We start from the raw sequence: 14,699 nt of genomic DNA, 5'->3' as shown, positions 1-14,699 counted from the left end.
GAGTCATAATCCGAAAGTACAGGCATACACTTTGTACTAATCAGGGTAAACAAGCCCTTCCCTTTAGACAAAGCAGAGGCCAAAAGGAGGTCTGAACGGTTGAATTTCTTTTATGTGATGAACGGCCGCAGATTAAAACAGTACTTTATCATTGCCGCTTCCCTAGTTTTCGCCATAGGAATTATTTATGTGGAGAAGGATCAGGTTTCCGTCTTCTCGACAAACGAACCCGCGGCCATTTACAGTGTCCAGACGGACAGGAAGGTGATCGCTCTCACCTTCGACATCAGCTGGGGGGATAAACGAGCCGAGCCCATTATTAAGGTTCTGGAAGACAAGGGAGTCAAAAAATCAACCTTCTTCCTGTCTTCTCCCTGGAGCAAAACGCATCCCGAGGTGGTGGATAAGCTGGTCAAAGGCGGCTTCGAGATCGGAAGCCACGGTTATCGCCATGTTAATTACACCGAGCTAAGCGACGAAGAAATCCGCGCGGAAATAGAGACAGCCCATCAAATGTTAACGGACTTAACCAAAAAGCCCCCCGCTCTTATCCGCCTGCCTAACGGAGATTTTGACAAGCGGGTTCTTAAAATAGCGGATGAGTTGAACTATAAGGTGATCCAGTGGGATACGGACTCCATGGATTGGAAGAACATTGGAGTGGATCAAATTGTGGAACGAGTGGTCACCAAAGCCCATAACGGGGATATCGTCCTGCTGCATGCGAGCGACTCCTCGGAGCAGACCCATGAGGCCCTGCCCCGCATTATCGACCAATTAAAAGCTCAAGGCTACGAATTCGTGACGGTTTCCGAGATGATTCATCAGACCAGTGTTACCCAAACTCCTGTCAATGACCAAATGTTTAAAAATTGGAATTAGCCCCGCTTGGTACGTGGGGGAGCAAGGGAGCCGGCTTCCGGCTCTTTTTTGTTGTCCAGAACTTTCTGCAGGATTAGAATTTGCCAGGCATTGCAGACCAAAAGCGGAACCAGCATAAAGATATAGGATGGCGGGCTGTCCAGATTAAGGGCCGGGACGGCTTCCAGAATGGTCGCTACGAACATAAAGAACAAAGTGGAAAGAAATGCCCCTCCGTTGGTCAGCTTGACTTTCCACCAGCTGATGGCGAGGGCGAACAGAAGAATAAGAACAGGAAGCAGGGCATACCCGACCCAGCTTTCGTTGGAGGCGAATGTGGAGTACCTCAGGTAAATGGTATCGATCATGACGACAATCACGACAGCCAGCTGCAGGAGATCCCATCTAACCCGGCTGCGCAGAATACCCATGGCGATAAAACGGATGATCATATACGAGAAAAAGCCCATCTGGCTCAGCAGGCTGATGGTGGCTCCCCCTAAAATCATAAAAATAAGCGTGGAGCCGTTGAGCCCCGGTTCGGTCAGCTCCATAAAAGAAAAATCTTTATAAGTCCCCATCAGGACCAACCCGGTTGCACAGGCCGCCACCGTCCCTAAGAGCAGTGTCGTCCAGAACAAATAAAACCATTTCCTGAGCGTCAAAACACAATACCTCCACATCTGTTCATTCTTGTCTTCAATCATTGCTAATTGTACCAACGTTCACAATAAAAAGCTAATGGTCTCCTTCATAAAACGCCTGTTGGGGCGCATACTAACGGCAAATGATAAAGGTAAAGGAGCGTTGAGGAAAATGGGTTCTTCCCGACTAAGTGCGGCCATTCTGGTGCTCGCTATTGCTTTGCTGGGGGCCTGCGGCAATCCGTCTTCGTCCAATTCGGGGCAGAGTGCCCAGAGCTATAAAGACACGAAATCCATTGTCATTGATGTTCTCAAAAGCGATGATGCCCAGAAGGTCATCGAGGAAGCTTCCAACAAAAACAAAGACAAAACCGTTAAGCTTCTCTCTACGGGTGAAGGGCAGCAGATCCAAATGGCCGTTAAGGATATTCTTATCGGTGAAACCGGAAGCAAACTGGTGGAGAAAACGATGCTCGACCCTAAATTCGCCGGTGATTTCGCCAAATCCATTCAAAAAACGAATGCGCAGATGCACAAGGACTTGATAAAGGATCCGGATTATCAGAAGTCCCTGCTCGATTTGATGAATACGCCGGAATACCAAAAGCTTGTCATGGATAGCATGAAGAGCCCCCAGTATCGTCAGCAGATGATGAAAGTGATTCAGGAATCTTTGCAAAGCCCTCTTTACAAAGCGGAACTGATGGCTCTGTTCACCCGTGTTCTTCAGGAGGATATCAAGCCTAAAGAAGGCAAGGCCGAAGACAAGTCCAAGAAAGAAGGCGGAGGCGACTCCGGCAAGCAGGACGGCGGAGGCGGAGGCGGAGAAGGCGACTCCGGCGGAGGCGACGAGCAGGGCGGCAGCGGCTCTTCCAAGGGTAAAAATCAGGACGGCGAAGGCGGGCAGAAAGAACAATAGCAACAAAAGGGGCCTCACTAATGGCAGTGAGGCCCTCATTGTGATTAACCCAGCTTCTTAATGACCTGATCGGCCACTTCCAGATACAGCCGGCCGGTTTCCGTTTCGGCTTTGTAAACGCACGGGGAATAATCCGGCTCGGCCGGATGGTTGTCCGGAGCACCCAGCGGAATCTGGGCAAGCAGGTCGGTATGCAGCTGCTCGGCGAGCTTCGCCCCGCCTCCGCGGCCAAACACGTAATCCTTCTCCCCATTGGCGTTCACATAGTACGACATGTTCTCGACAATGCCCAGAATTTCATGATCCGTATGAACGGCCATCGCCCCGGCGCGGGCCGCTACAAAAGCCGCCGTCGCATGAGGCGTGGTGACGATGATTTCTTTGCTGTGCGGGATCATTTGATGAACATCGAGGGCCACGTCTCCGGTTCCCGGCGGAAGATCGAGAAGCAAGTAGTCGAGCTCTCCCCATTCCACTTCGGAGAAGAAGTTACGGAGCATCTTTCCGAGCATCGGCCCCCGCCAGATAATGGGGGCATTATCTTCCACGAAGAAACCCATGGACATAATCTTGACCCCGTGCCGTTCGATTGGGATAATCCGTTCGTTAACAAGCTGGGGTCTTTCTTCTACTCCCATCATATCGGGAACGCTAAACCCATAGATGTCGGCATCGATGATGCCTACCTTCTTGCCTCTTCTGGCAAGGGCGGCAGCCAAGTTAACCGTGACGGTGGATTTGCCTACTCCGCCTTTCCCGCTTGCAATGGCGATGAACCGGGTTTCCGACTCGGGGGAAAGCAGAGGGGCAGCTCCTTGGGCCGGAGCATGAGTAGGAATGGGCCCGCCCTCTTGACGGGGAGCCGAATTTTCCTGCAGCTTCTTGGCCACTTCCGCCCGTTCATAATCGGTGATCATCCGGAAGCGGATATGCACGTCCTGGACGCCTAAAGGCTTCAAAGCCTCCTCCACATCCTGACGATACTGCTCTTTCAGCAACTCATCCTCCCGGGTAAGAACGAAGGTCAAGTTTGCCTGGGTTTCTTTGGTCATAACATCCCGAATAAGGTTAAGCTCAGCCGCCGGCTTGTTGAATTCCGGATCGTAAATATGGGATAGTGCCTGGATTACGGCTTCTTTGGTTATCATAAAGGTTAGTACACCGCCTGTTCGTTATCCGTTTTCTTAAGTATACCACATGTTCAGGGAGTTCCCACTTTCTCCCCGGCGTAATACTTAAGAATCCCCTGATAGATGGCGGCCGATACTTTCTGCTGGTACGAGGTCTGGGAGAGCAGCCGCGCCTCTTCCGGATTGGAGAGGAAGCCCACTTCGACTAAGGCGCTCGGAATGGTTACCGTTTTGAGAAGATAGACATTGTCCACCGGCTTCGGAACCCGGTCCGTGTTCTCCAGGTTGCGCTTGATCTCCTGCTGGATAAGACCTGCCAACGTGGAATTCTCTGGATTGGTTTCGGAATAGAAGGTCTGGGCTCCATTCCACTTTGCCGAAGGAAAGCTGTTCAGGTGGATGCTGACGAGAAGGTCGGATTTCTGTTTGTTGACATAGTCCACCCGGCTTAACAAATCCTCGGTCTTTCGTTTGCTGAGCCGTTTGGTATCGTCCCCTGCCAGATCCTTATCGACTTCCCTGGTCATCACTACCAAAGCCCCTGCCTGCTGAAGGTAGTCGCGCAAATATAAAGAAATGGCCAGGTTCACATCCTTCTCAATCACCCCTTCCCTGCTTACCGCTCCCCCATCCGGTCCACCATGCCCGGCATCCAAGGCGATCACCTTCCCGGACAGAGGAAGCGTCCAGTAAGTCCAGGTCTTGGCCGAGGGAAGCTCATAGGTGTACACAAAGACAAGCATCCCGACAATCAAAGCAGATACGGCTATTTTCATCATTCCGTGCAAAGTCATCCAAACCACAATCCGGCCTCTGAATTTGCGCATAAAAAAATCCACCTCATCCCCTTGATCACAAGTAATCATATGGGACGAGGCGGACAAATATGACAAGTTGTTACTGGCTCACGAGCTGTTCGTTCATGCCTTCGATCAGCACTTCGGCCACCTCGGGACGAGTAAATTCCTTAGGCGGGCATTTGCCTTCGCGAAGCAGCCCTCTCACTTTGGTTCCCGACAGATGGAGATGATCCGCTTTATCGTGCGGGCAGGTTTTGCTGGAGGCCATGTTGCCGCATTTCGTGCAGAAGAAGCTGTGCTCGAAGAATAAAGGCGTAATGCCCAACTCTTCAGCGGTGAAGTTAGAGAAGATTTCCTGCGCTTCATACGTCCCGTAATAATCACCTACGCCGGCGTGGTCCCGACCTACGATAAAGTGCGTGCAGCCGTAATTTTTCCGTACCATGGCATGAAAAATGGCTTCCCTCGGTCCCGCATAACGCATAGCCGCCGGGAAAACGCCGAGGAATACCCTATCCTTCGGATAGTAGTTCTCCAACAGCACCAAATAGCTCTTCATGCGGACGTCGGCGGAGATATCATCGGACTTCGTTTCTCCGACCAAGGGGTTCAGAAACAACGCGTCCACAATCTCCATAGCACTCTTCTGGATATATTCGTGAGCCCGGTGAACCGGATTGCGCGTCTGGAACCCGACAACGGTTCTCCAGCCCTTCTCAGCAAAGGTGGCTCTGGTTTCCGACGGTGTGAAGTAGAACTCTTCGAATTTCTTCGGCTGGGGGCGGTTGACCATCTGAATGGCACCGCCTACATACGTAGATGGCCGCGAAAGGAGCTTCTGCACCCCTGGATGGGCTTCATCGTCCGTCTTGAATACTTTGACAGCCTCAAGCCGTTGATCGGCCTTATAAATGCTTTCCACCTCAAGGATCGCGTAGAGAATGTCATCCTCCGCGCCCTTAAGGGCCAACTGCTGACCGATTTGCAGCTTGGCGGCTTCCTGTTCCTCGACGGCTAGAGTAATCGGGATGCTCCAGACCGTTCCATCCGACAGTCTCATGGATTCGACAACCGACCGGTAATCGGCTTCCTTCATAAACCCGGTTAACGGGGAGAATGCCCCTACCGCAATTAGATCCAGGTCGGAGATGGTCCAGGCATTCACCGAAAAAGAAGGCAGCTGCTTGGCTTTCTCGAGAAGCGCTTCTCTCTCCGCCCCCGTTACCAGCCGGTTAACCAAGGTACCGCCGTGTGCTTTGATCGTTTCAGACATGAGTATCCTCCCTCGCGATGTTCTTATTTATGAAGCCCACATTCCGTCTTCTCGTGACCTGACCAGCGTCCGGCTCTAGGATCTTCTCCCGGCAGTACTTGGCGCGTACACATCTCGCAACCGATGCTGGGGTAGTAATTGTCATGCAGGGCGTTGTAAATGATATCGTTCTGACGGATGTAATTCCAGACGTCCTCTGACGTCCAACTGGCAAGTGGGTTGAACTTCACAAGGCCGAACTTGACGTCGTATTCCACTTTCTTGGAATTGGCGCGGGTCGGCGCCTGATCACGGCGTATTCCCGTAATCCAGGCATCGTATTTAGACAGAATTTCGGTCAGCGGGTCGACTTTGCGGATGCCGCAGCAAGCGTTCGGATCCGATCCCCAGAGCTCGGCCCCGTGCAGGCTCGCCTGTTCCTCCAAGGAGAGCTTCGGAAGCACTTGGACGAAAGACTTTCCGTAGCGCTGCTCCAACCGGTCCCGGGTCTCATACGTTTCTTTGAAATGCAGCTGGGTATCCAAATAGAAAATGTCGGTAGATGGACTTACCTTATGAAGCATATCAACCAGGACAACATCCTCCGCTCCAAAGCTGCAGGCCAGTGTGATATTGGGGAACTTCTCCACCGCCCATGCGATAATCGTTTCAGGGGATTCGTTTTCCATGACTACAGCAGCGGAACGGATCCATTCTTCTTTCTCAAAAAGATTCATACCATACCCTCCACTTAATTCTGAGTAAACTTATATGAATTAGATGACTTTCTTTCATTATAGGTTTTTTCCAGGGGATGTCAATGCGTTTTTTGTCTTTTCCGGACTCTATTATTGTATGGCCGGCTGCCCCGGTTGTGCGTATTTTTCAAAATGAACCTTTCTCTTGGAGAAACAACAAAAAAACCCTTCCGCCCCAAAGGGCGAAAGGGTTGCAGGTACCTCTTAACGTTTCGAGAACTGAGGAGCGCGACGAGCGGCTTTCAAGCCGTATTTCTTACGCTCTTTCATACGAGGGTCACGAGTCAGGAATCCAGCTTTCTTCAGGGAGCCGCGGAATTCCGGGTCTGCCTTCAGAAGAGCACGGGAGATGCCATGACGGATCGCGCCGGCTTGGCCAGTGGTTCCGCCGCCATGAGCGATAACCAGAACATCGTATTTGCCCAGGGTTTCGGTAAGGTTCAGCGGCTGCTTAACGATCAGCTTCAGCGTTTCCAGACCGAAATATTCATTCAAATCACGCTTGTTGATTACGATTCGTCCTTCGCCCGGTACCAAGCGCACACGCGCTACCGAATGCTTACGACGACCGGTTCCATAGTATTGCACTTGTGCCATGAAACTGTCCTCCCTTTATTATCCGCGAAGTTCCCAAACTTCTGGTTTTTGTGCTTCGTGTGGATGCTCCGTACCGGCATACACTTTCAACTTGGTTTTGAGGCTGTTGCCGAGGCGGGTTTTGGGAAGCATTCCGTGAATGGCAAGCTCCAGCATACGCTCGGGTTTGTTCTTCAGCATGTCTTGAGCGGAGGTTACTTTCAGTCCGCCTGGGTACATGGAGTGACGGTAGTACATTTTGTTCTGCAGTTTCTTACCGGTCAAGACGACCTTGCTGGCATTAATGACGATCACGAAGTCTCCGGTGTCTACGTGCGGAGTGAACTGCGGCTTATGCTTGCCGCGGATGATGCTTGCCGCTTCGCTGGCCAGACGTCCCAAAGTTTTGCCTTCGGCGTCAATAATGTACCATTTGCGCTCAACTTCATTTGGCTTAGCCATATATGTGGTACTCATTGTGCTTAATCCTCCTAAACGTTCATAGAAATCCGATTCAAGCTTTGTTTATATTCATCCATGTGTAAGGGTAATTTCAACTCGGGGCCGTGGGAAGCCAGTTAAAACACCATTTAATATATTACTATATCTAATCCAAAAAATCAACATGCCGATTAGGTGAATTAAGCATAACGGACCAGCCTCAGTACTCCACTTTCCACAGCATCAATCCATGAGCCATTGCCGTCGGGCCAGCCTTCTTGCGGTCCATAGCGGCTAGAATGGCCGGCATGTCCGAGCTGGGTCTTTTGCCTTCCCCGACTTCAATTAATGTTCCGATGATAATCCGCACCATATTATGAAGGAAGCCGTTACCGGTCATGTAGATATGGATCACACCTGCGTCACCATCCCCGGCATCGGGTTCTGGTCGAAAGTCAAAGGCTGTCTCGTAAATGGTACGCACGTGTGATCCATCCGGTCTCCTGGTGGAGCAAAAAGAAGAAAAGTCATGCTCCCCTTCAAAAAGCACTAGCGCCTGACGCATGGCTTCAAGATCGAGCGGTGTAGGGTGAAAAAAAGCGAGATGTCGGGTAAAAACGTCTGCATAGCGCGTCCGTTGAATGGTGTACCGGTAGGTTTTGCGTTTGGCGGAGCGGCGGGAGTGAAAGTCCAGCGGAGCTTCTCTGACCGACTTCACAACAATATCGGAAGGAAGCCGGGCGTTCATGGCAAGTCTCCAGCGCTGTACCGGGATCTGGGATTCCGTATGAAAGTGGATCACCTGTTCCCTAGCGTGCACTCCCGCGTCGGTTCTACCCGACCCATGAATCTTCACCTGTTCGCCCGTCAGTACCCGGACGGCTTCTTCCAGTTTGCCCTGAACCGTGGTGTCCTTGGGCTGCACCTGGAACCCCGAATAAGCGGAGCCATCGTAGCTGACGACCATAACCAAGTTTCTCATCGTGCTCTCCTATGCCTGTCGCTTTCCATGCTACAAAAAAAGGGCTTAATCAGAATCAACGATTCTGTCCACCCTTTCCCATACCAAACGTTAAGCGCGATCCACTAGTTCCAAATATACCATAGGAGCTGCATCTCCGCGGCGCGGCCCCAGTTTCAAGATACGAGTGTATCCGCCTGGACGCTCGGAATAGCGAGTGGCCAATTCAGAGAATAGCTTTTGGATTGCGTCCTGATCGTCGTTAGCTTGCTCACGGCGTACGAATGCAGCTGCTTGACGGCGAGCATGCAGGTCCCCGCGCTTTGCCAGCGTGATCAGCTTCTCGGCGATGGATCTTACTTCCTTCGCTTTGGCTTCAGTCGTTTGAATGCGTTCCTGTATGAATAAGTCGGTTACCAAGTCACGGAACAAAGCTTTACGTGCGCTGGAGTCACGACCCAGTTTTTGATATGCCATGATGTTTCCCTCCTCCGGTTAAATAATCTACTCTTCCATGCGAAGCCCTAAACCGAGCTCCTCGAGTTTCTCTTGAACTTCCTCCAAAGACTTGCGTCCGAGGTTCCGGACTTTCATCATGTCTTCTTCGGTTTTGGTGATGAGTTCCTGCACCGTGTTGATGCCAGCACGCTTTAGGCAGTTGTAGGAACGTACCGAAAGATCCAGCTCCTCGATAGTCATCTCGAGAACCTTCTCTTTCTTGTCCTCTTCCTTCTCTACCATAATCTCGGCGTCCTTGGCTTCGTCGGTCAGACCAACGAACAAGTACAAGTGCTCGGTCAAAATTTTCGCGCCGATGCTGACGGCTTCTTCCGGCCGAATGCTTCCATCCGTCCATACTTCGAGGGTCAGTTTATCATAGTTGGTAACCTGGCCTACCCGGGTATTCTCCACCGTGTAGTTAACACGGGTAATCGGAGTGTAGATGGAGTCAATCGGAATAACACCGATCGGCTGGTCGTCGCGTTTATTTTTATCGGCCTGTACGTAACCTCGGCCCCTGCTTGCATGAATTCTCATGTGTACACGGGCGTCAGGACCGAGCGTAGCCAGATGAAGGTCAGGGTTCAATACCTCAACGTCACTATCTGCCCGAATGTCACCGGCCGTAATTCTTCCTTCGCCTTCGGCATCAATTTCTAGAATCTTCTCTTCGTCGGAATGAATCTTTAACGATAGTCCCTTAAGGTTCAGGATAATCTCCGTAACATCTTCCATAACACCAGGGATCGTCGAGAATTCATGAAGAACCCCATCGATATGAACGGAATTTACCGCTGCACCCGGTAGCGAAGAAAGAAGAATTCTACGCAAAGAGTTGCCGAGAGTCGTTCCGTATCCGCGTTCCAGCGGTTCTACGACGAATTTGCCGTAGGTGCCTTCTTCACTTAACGTAACGGTCTCTATTTTCGGCTTTTCGATTTCTATCATTAAAATGAACCCTCCTTCGAAACGTCGTTTCCTTGGGATTACCCAAAATGACAAACAAGTAGTATGCCTATCCTTCACCAACATTATTCACAAGTTCAGGATATTTATACCACATAGTGATCCTCAATTAGACACGACGACGTTTAGGCGGGCGGCAGCCGTTATGCGGAATAGGCGTTACGTCCTTGATCAGGTTAACTTCCAGACCAGCGGCTTGAAGCGAACGAATAGCGGCTTCACGTCCGGCACCAGGACCTTTAACCATAACTTCAACGACTTTCATGCCATGCTCCATAGCGGTTTTGGCAGCGGACTCAGCAGCCATTTGAGCGGCGAACGGAGTGCTTTTACGCGAGCCTTTGAAACCGAGGTTACCGGAGCTGGCCCAGGAAATCGCATTTCCGTGCGGATCCGTAATGGTAACGATCGTATTATTGAACGTAGAGCGGATATGAGCTACTCCCGTTTCAATGTTTTTCCGGTCACGACGTTTGGTACGGGCAACTTTTGTTTTTGGTTTTGCCATTAGATTTGTCCCCCCTTATTATTTCTTCTTGTTAGCAACGGTACGACGAGGTCCTTTACGGGTACGGGCATTCGTCTTAGTCCGTTGTCCACGTACAGGCAATCCACGACGATGGCGAATTCCACGGTAAGAACCGATTTCGATCAGACGCTTGATGTTCAGGGAGATTTCACGACGCAGGTCGCCTTCCACCTTCATCTTGTCGATCGCTTCACGCAGCTTGCTTACTTCATCTTCCGTAAGGTCGCGAACGCGGGTATCGGCATTTACGCCAGTAGTGCTCAGGATGTTCTGGGAAGTGGTTCTGCCAATCCCAAAGATGTAAGTCAGGGCAATTTCCACACGCTTGTCACGAGGCAAGTCAACTCCAGCTATACGAGCCATTTAATGCAGCACCTCCTTAACCTTGTTTTTGTTTGTGCTTCGGATTTTCGCAAATTACCATTACGTTGCCTTTGCGTTTAATGACTTTGCATTTCTCGCAGATAGGCTTAACCGATGGTCTTACCTTCATTTGGATTACCTCCTAAAAGCTTTCCTAGGAAAGCTGCTTCGTAAGGAAAGATGTAAGCCTTCCAAAACATACTTCGTAGTATAGACAAAGTTCTGCCGAAGCAAAACCTTACTTGTACCGATAGGTGATACGGCCTCTGGTTAAATCGTACGGAGATAATTCTACCGTAACTTTGTCCCCAGGTAAAATGCGGATGAAGTGCATCCGGATCTTACCCGAAACATGAGCCAGGATTTTATGCCCGTTCTCCAATTCAACTTTGAACATAGCGTTAGGCAAAGGTTCAATGACCGTGCCTTCTACTTCAATGACGTCTTCTTTGGCCATAATCAGTCTCCTTTCTCTTGTGCTTCCGTCTGCTGGCTATCCGCAAACTTGTTAATGGCAAAACGCAATTTGCCGTTAGTCACACGGCCGGTTTCTTTCAAGCTGTCGACAACTTCCATGCTGATGGCATCCTGCAGCTGCAGGTGAAGGATGTTCTTTTTCTTCGGCTGATCGAATTTTCTTTTATCCCCGTCCGCGATAAGCAGAAAGCGGGAATCCAAGACTCCGATAATGACGGCGTATTTGTTATTGTCGCGGCCGCGGGTGATCTTCACGATCTGACCGAGCTGCGGTTTCGGAGAATCACTCAAGTGCCGTCACCTGCTCTTTGGACTGGGTAAGAATCTCATACCCCTCCGCCGTGATAGCAATCGTATGCTCAAAATGAGCGCAGAATGATCCGTCAACCGTCACCACGGTCCAGTTGTCTTCCAACGTACGGACATAACGTTCGCCTGCATTCACCATAGGCTCGATGGCCAAGACCATTCCGGGTTTCAAACGGGGTCCCCGGTCCGGATAACCGTAGTTCGGAATTTGCGGCTGTTCATGAAGCTGAGCTCCGATGCCATGGCCGACATATTCCCTTACCACAGAGAACCCTTCCTTCTCAATGCATTGCTGAATGGCATGGGAGATTGTATATAAACGGACATCCGGTTTGGCTTCCGCCAAGCCTGCATAGAGAGATTTCTCGGTTACCTCCAGAAGCTTCCGGGCCTCCGGGGAGATATCGCCTACTCCGTAAGTCCAAGCGGAATCACCGTGATATCCTTTATATTGGGCACCGATATCAATGCTGATAATGTCCCCGTCGAATAACTTTCGAGCACCGGGTATCCCGTGTACCAACTCTTCGTTAACCGAAGCACAGATACTTCCAGGAAATCCGTTATAGCCTTTGAAGGATGGAACCGCCTGTTGGCTTCGGATATACTCCTCAGCCGCCTGGTCCAATTCCTTGGTGGTGACACCGGGTCGAACAAGCCGAGCCAATAATCGGTGGGTGTCGGCCACAATGCGGCCGGCCTCCCTCATGTAATCCAATTCTATCTCGGATTTACAGATGATCATTAGGCTTGACCCCGCAGGAGCGAGTTGATTTGTTCGGTGACCTGGTTGATTTCCTGTTCCCCATCAACTTGCCGCAGCTGTCCTTTGTTGGCGTAATACTCAAGAAGAGGCGCCGTCTTGTTGATGTATTCATCGAGACGGGTTCCTACTTTCTCTTCCGTATCATCCGAACGCTGGTACAATTCTCCTGAGCATTTATCACAAACGCCTTCCTTAGCAGGAGGGTTGAACAGAACATGATAAGTGGCCCCACAGGAACGGCAAATTCTTCTGCCAGTCAACCGGGCAAGCAGCAGGTTACGGTCCACCTGCAGATTGATGACGTGGTCGATGCTTCGGCCCATGGAACCCAAAATCTCGTCCAGAGCTTCCGCTTGAGAAAGAGTTCTCGGAAAGCCGTCGAGCAGGAAGCCCGGCACGCAATCCGCTTGCTGCAATCTTTCGCGGACGATCCCAATCGTGATTTCGTCAGGTACCAGCAACCCTTGATCAACATAACGTTTGGCTTCCACGCCGAGAGGCGTTTCGAGCTTCATGGCCAGACGAAATGCGTCACCGGTCGAGATGTGAGGAATCTTAAATTCGCTCACAATCCGTTCCGCCTGAGTGCCTTTCCCCGCCCCAGGAGGACCCATAAAAATAACATTCACTTCGTGCAACCTCCCCCGAAGGTGATCGACATATGCCGAATATTTCGTGTTACTTATTAATGAATCCTTTATAGTGGCGTTTAATCAGTTGGCTCTCGACCTGCTTCATCGTTTCCAATCCAACCCCGATTACGATAAGCAGCGAGGTACCGCCGATTCGGACCGAGGCCGGCAAGCCGGCAAAGGAACTGAAGATTAGCGGAAGGATGGAAATAGCCGCCAAGAAAATAGCGCCCGACAAAGTGATTCTCGTCATGACCCGTGTCATGTATACGGCGGTTGTCTTCCCTGGACGAATCCCGGGGATGTACCCACCGTTCTTTTTCATCTGGTCGGCCATCTGGGTCGGATTAATCTGCACGAACGTGTAGAAGAAAGTAAACCCGATGATCAGCAAGACGTACAAGACCATTCCGAGGGGAGCCGGATGGTTAATCGTCAGGTTGTTGATGATCCACTTGGCCACAACATTGTTGCTCCAGAACTGGGCAATCGTAGCAGGGAACAGAAGCAACGAACTGGCGAAGATTACCGGTATAACCCCAGCCGCATTTACTTTAAGCGGAATGTGGGTGGATTGACCTCCGTACATTTTGCGTCCCACTACCCGTTTGGCGTATTGGACCGGGATTTTGCGAACCCCTTGCTGGACGAAGATAACGCCGGCAATGATCGCAACCACCACTAGCACAATGACAATCGCTTTAACAATGTTCAGGAAGAGGGTATCCCCTGCGTCCAGGAACAAAGTTTGATAAATCTGTTGAATGGATGTCGGGAACGTAGCCACAATCCCGGCAAAGATGATGATCGAGATCCCGTTACCAATTCCGTTCTCCGTGATCTGCTCTCCAAGCCACATCAAGAAAGAGGTACCGGCCGTTAACACGATGGCAATCAGCAAATACGTCGTGAAGCTCGGGTCGATGATGATTCCGCCTGCAATCGCACTATTGAATCCGATAGCTGTTCCCAAACCTTGAATTAACCCAATAACGACCGTTCCATATCGGGTCACCTGGGCTAACTTCTTACGCCCTACCTCCCCTTCTTTGGCCCATTGGGCAAAGCGGGGGATTACATCCATCGACAGAAGCTGCACGATGATGGATGCCGTAATGTAAGGCATAATCCCTATGGCAAAAATGGAAAAGCGGAAAAGAGCTCCGCCGGAAAAGGTATTTAACAGCCCGAATACTTGATTGGAGGATTGGTCGATCATCTCCAGGGCGTCCGTATTGATGTTGGGCACCGGAATAAAATTACCGATTCGATAGACGATCAGAACAAGAAGGGTAAAGATAATCCTTTTTCTCAGATCGTCTACTTTCATGATGTTGGATAATGTTTTGAACATTAAATCACCTCGGTTTTACCGCCGGCAGCTTGAATTTTATCTACGGCAGATTGAGAGAACTTATTGGCTTTTACCGTCAGCTTAACGGTGATTTCGCCGTTCCCCAGAACCTTAATGCCGCTCTTAGGGTTTTTGATAACACCGGATTCCATAAGAACTTCCGGAGTTACTTCGGTTCCTTCTGCGAAGTTGTTAAGTTCCTCAAGGTTTACGATCGCGTACTCCTTGCGTGAGATGTTCGTAAATCCGCGCTTAGGCAGACGACGGTACAAAGGGTTCTGTCCACCTTCGAATCCAGGGCGAACTCCTCCGCCGGATCGTGCATTTTGACCTTTATGACCTTTACCTGCCGTTTTGCCCGTTCCGCTACCGATCCCGCGGCCTACACGCTTGCGGGTTTTGGTAGAGCCAGGAGCAGGACTCAACTCATGTAATTTCATCTTGTGCACCTCCTTGTTAG

21 protein-coding genes are annotated in these 14,699 nt (G+C 50.6%); 2 read left to right on the top strand and 19 right to left on the bottom strand.

The genetic code is table 11. The annotated features are described in order from the left end of the window. The first annotated feature begins 99 nt into the window (after positions 1–99). Positions 100–882: a polysaccharide deacetylase family sporulation protein PdaB gene (gene pdaB / locus MJA45_RS01525; protein WP_315605552.1), complete on the top strand. Its 783-nt coding sequence runs from the start codon at positions 100–102 to the stop codon at positions 880–882. Here pdaB and MJA45_RS01520 read toward each other — a convergent pair. After that, positions 879–1,526, bottom strand: coding sequence for a KinB-signaling pathway activation protein (locus MJA45_RS01520; RefSeq protein WP_315605551.1), 648 nt, complete (start codon positions 1,524–1,526; stop codon positions 879–881). The genes pdaB and MJA45_RS01520 overlap by 4 nt on opposite strands. A 151-nt stretch (positions 1,527–1,677) precedes the next feature. Between MJA45_RS01520 and gerD the strand changes: the two genes are divergently transcribed. Then, positions 1,678–2,424: a spore germination lipoprotein GerD gene (gene gerD / locus MJA45_RS01515; protein ID WP_315605550.1), complete on the top strand. Its 747-nt coding sequence runs from the start codon at positions 1,678–1,680 to the stop codon at positions 2,422–2,424. Between the two features lie 44 nt (positions 2,425–2,468). Here gerD and MJA45_RS01510 read toward each other — a convergent pair whose 3' ends face one another. From MJA45_RS01510 to rplO, 18 genes are all read right to left on the bottom strand, one after another. Continuing rightward, positions 2,469–3,572 carry a P-loop NTPase gene (locus MJA45_RS01510; protein WP_315605549.1) on the bottom strand — a complete coding sequence of 368 codons (1,104 nt, stop codon included), beginning with the start codon at positions 3,570–3,572 and terminating at the stop codon, positions 2,469–2,471. Between the two features lie 53 nt (positions 3,573–3,625). Next, positions 3,626–4,381, bottom strand: coding sequence for an N-acetylmuramoyl-L-alanine amidase CwlD (gene cwlD / locus MJA45_RS01505; RefSeq protein WP_315605548.1), 756 nt, complete (start codon positions 4,379–4,381; stop codon positions 3,626–3,628). 70 nt (positions 4,382–4,451) lie between these two features. After that, positions 4,452–5,627 (bottom strand): sulfate adenylyltransferase, encoded by a 1,176-nt coding sequence (gene sat / locus MJA45_RS01500; protein ID WP_315605547.1) that lies wholly within the window; start codon positions 5,625–5,627, stop codon positions 4,452–4,454. 23 nt (positions 5,628–5,650) lie between these two features. Further along, positions 5,651–6,343 (bottom strand): phosphoadenylyl-sulfate reductase, encoded by a 693-nt coding sequence (locus MJA45_RS01495; RefSeq protein ID WP_315605546.1) that lies wholly within the window; start codon positions 6,341–6,343, stop codon positions 5,651–5,653. Positions 6,344–6,568: 225 nt separating this feature from the next. Beyond that, complete coding sequence (rpsI, locus tag MJA45_RS01490) at positions 6,569–6,961, bottom strand: 30S ribosomal protein S9 (protein ID WP_315605545.1); 393 nt, start codon at positions 6,959–6,961, stop codon at positions 6,569–6,571. 18 nt (positions 6,962–6,979) lie between these two features. Further along, positions 6,980–7,417 carry a 50S ribosomal protein L13 gene (gene rplM, locus MJA45_RS01485; protein WP_315605544.1) on the bottom strand — a complete coding sequence of 146 codons (438 nt, stop codon included), beginning with the start codon at positions 7,415–7,417 and terminating at the stop codon, positions 6,980–6,982. Between the two features lie 184 nt (positions 7,418–7,601). After that, positions 7,602–8,363, bottom strand: coding sequence for a tRNA pseudouridine(38-40) synthase TruA (gene truA / locus MJA45_RS01480; RefSeq protein ID WP_315605543.1), 762 nt, complete (start codon positions 8,361–8,363; stop codon positions 7,602–7,604). A 90-nt stretch (positions 8,364–8,453) separates the two neighbouring features. After that, a complete protein-coding gene (gene rplQ / locus MJA45_RS01475; protein WP_315605542.1) occupies positions 8,454–8,819 on the bottom strand; it encodes a 50S ribosomal protein L17 in 366 nt (121 codons plus the stop codon). Positions 8,820–8,846: 27 nt separating this feature from the next. Next, positions 8,847–9,791, bottom strand: coding sequence for a DNA-directed RNA polymerase subunit alpha (locus tag MJA45_RS01470; protein ID WP_315605541.1), 945 nt, complete (start codon positions 9,789–9,791; stop codon positions 8,847–8,849). A 127-nt stretch (positions 9,792–9,918) separates the two neighbouring features. Further along, positions 9,919–10,317 carry a 30S ribosomal protein S11 gene (gene rpsK, locus MJA45_RS01465; protein ID WP_315605540.1) on the bottom strand — a complete coding sequence of 133 codons (399 nt, stop codon included), beginning with the start codon at positions 10,315–10,317 and terminating at the stop codon, positions 9,919–9,921. A gap of 18 nt (positions 10,318–10,335) precedes the next feature. After that, complete coding sequence (rpsM, locus tag MJA45_RS01460) at positions 10,336–10,701, bottom strand: 30S ribosomal protein S13 (protein ID WP_315605539.1); 366 nt, start codon at positions 10,699–10,701, stop codon at positions 10,336–10,338. A gap of 16 nt (positions 10,702–10,717) precedes the next feature. Further along, positions 10,718–10,831: a 50S ribosomal protein L36 gene (rpmJ, locus tag MJA45_RS01455; RefSeq protein WP_023388342.1), complete on the bottom strand. Its 114-nt coding sequence runs from the start codon at positions 10,829–10,831 to the stop codon at positions 10,718–10,720. 108 nt (positions 10,832–10,939) lie between these two features. After that, the gene (infA, locus tag MJA45_RS01450; RefSeq protein ID WP_010279644.1) at positions 10,940–11,158 is read right to left on the bottom strand and encodes a translation initiation factor IF-1; all 219 of its coding nucleotides are present in this window, start codon (positions 11,156–11,158) and stop codon (positions 10,940–10,942) included. A gap of 2 nt (positions 11,159–11,160) precedes the next feature. Beyond that, positions 11,161–11,469 carry a KOW domain-containing RNA-binding protein gene (locus MJA45_RS01445; protein ID WP_315605538.1) on the bottom strand — a complete coding sequence of 103 codons (309 nt, stop codon included), beginning with the start codon at positions 11,467–11,469 and terminating at the stop codon, positions 11,161–11,163. Then, complete coding sequence (map, locus tag MJA45_RS01440; protein WP_315605537.1) at positions 11,462–12,232, bottom strand: type I methionyl aminopeptidase; 771 nt, start codon at positions 12,230–12,232, stop codon at positions 11,462–11,464. The genes MJA45_RS01445 and map overlap by 8 nt, the downstream gene beginning before the upstream one ends. Further along, positions 12,232–12,882, bottom strand: coding sequence for an adenylate kinase (locus tag MJA45_RS01435; RefSeq protein WP_315605536.1), 651 nt, complete (start codon positions 12,880–12,882; stop codon positions 12,232–12,234). The genes map and MJA45_RS01435 overlap by 1 nt, the downstream gene beginning before the upstream one ends. A gap of 49 nt (positions 12,883–12,931) precedes the next feature. After that, complete coding sequence (gene secY / locus MJA45_RS01430) at positions 12,932–14,239, bottom strand: preprotein translocase subunit SecY (RefSeq protein ID WP_315605535.1); 1,308 nt, start codon at positions 14,237–14,239, stop codon at positions 12,932–12,934. After that, positions 14,239–14,679: a 50S ribosomal protein L15 gene (gene rplO / locus MJA45_RS01425; RefSeq protein ID WP_315605534.1), complete on the bottom strand. Its 441-nt coding sequence runs from the start codon at positions 14,677–14,679 to the stop codon at positions 14,239–14,241. Before rplO ends, secY begins: the two co-directional genes overlap by 1 nt. Between the last annotated feature and the right edge of the window lie 20 nt (positions 14,680–14,699).

Source organism: Paenibacillus aurantius (assembly GCF_032268605.1).
GTDB classification, from domain to species: Bacteria; Bacillota; Bacilli; order Paenibacillales; family NBRC-103111; genus Paenibacillus_AO; species Paenibacillus_AO aurantius.
The sequence above is the reverse complement of the archived record's forward strand: the minus strand, read 5'-3'. Positions and strand labels throughout refer to the sequence as shown.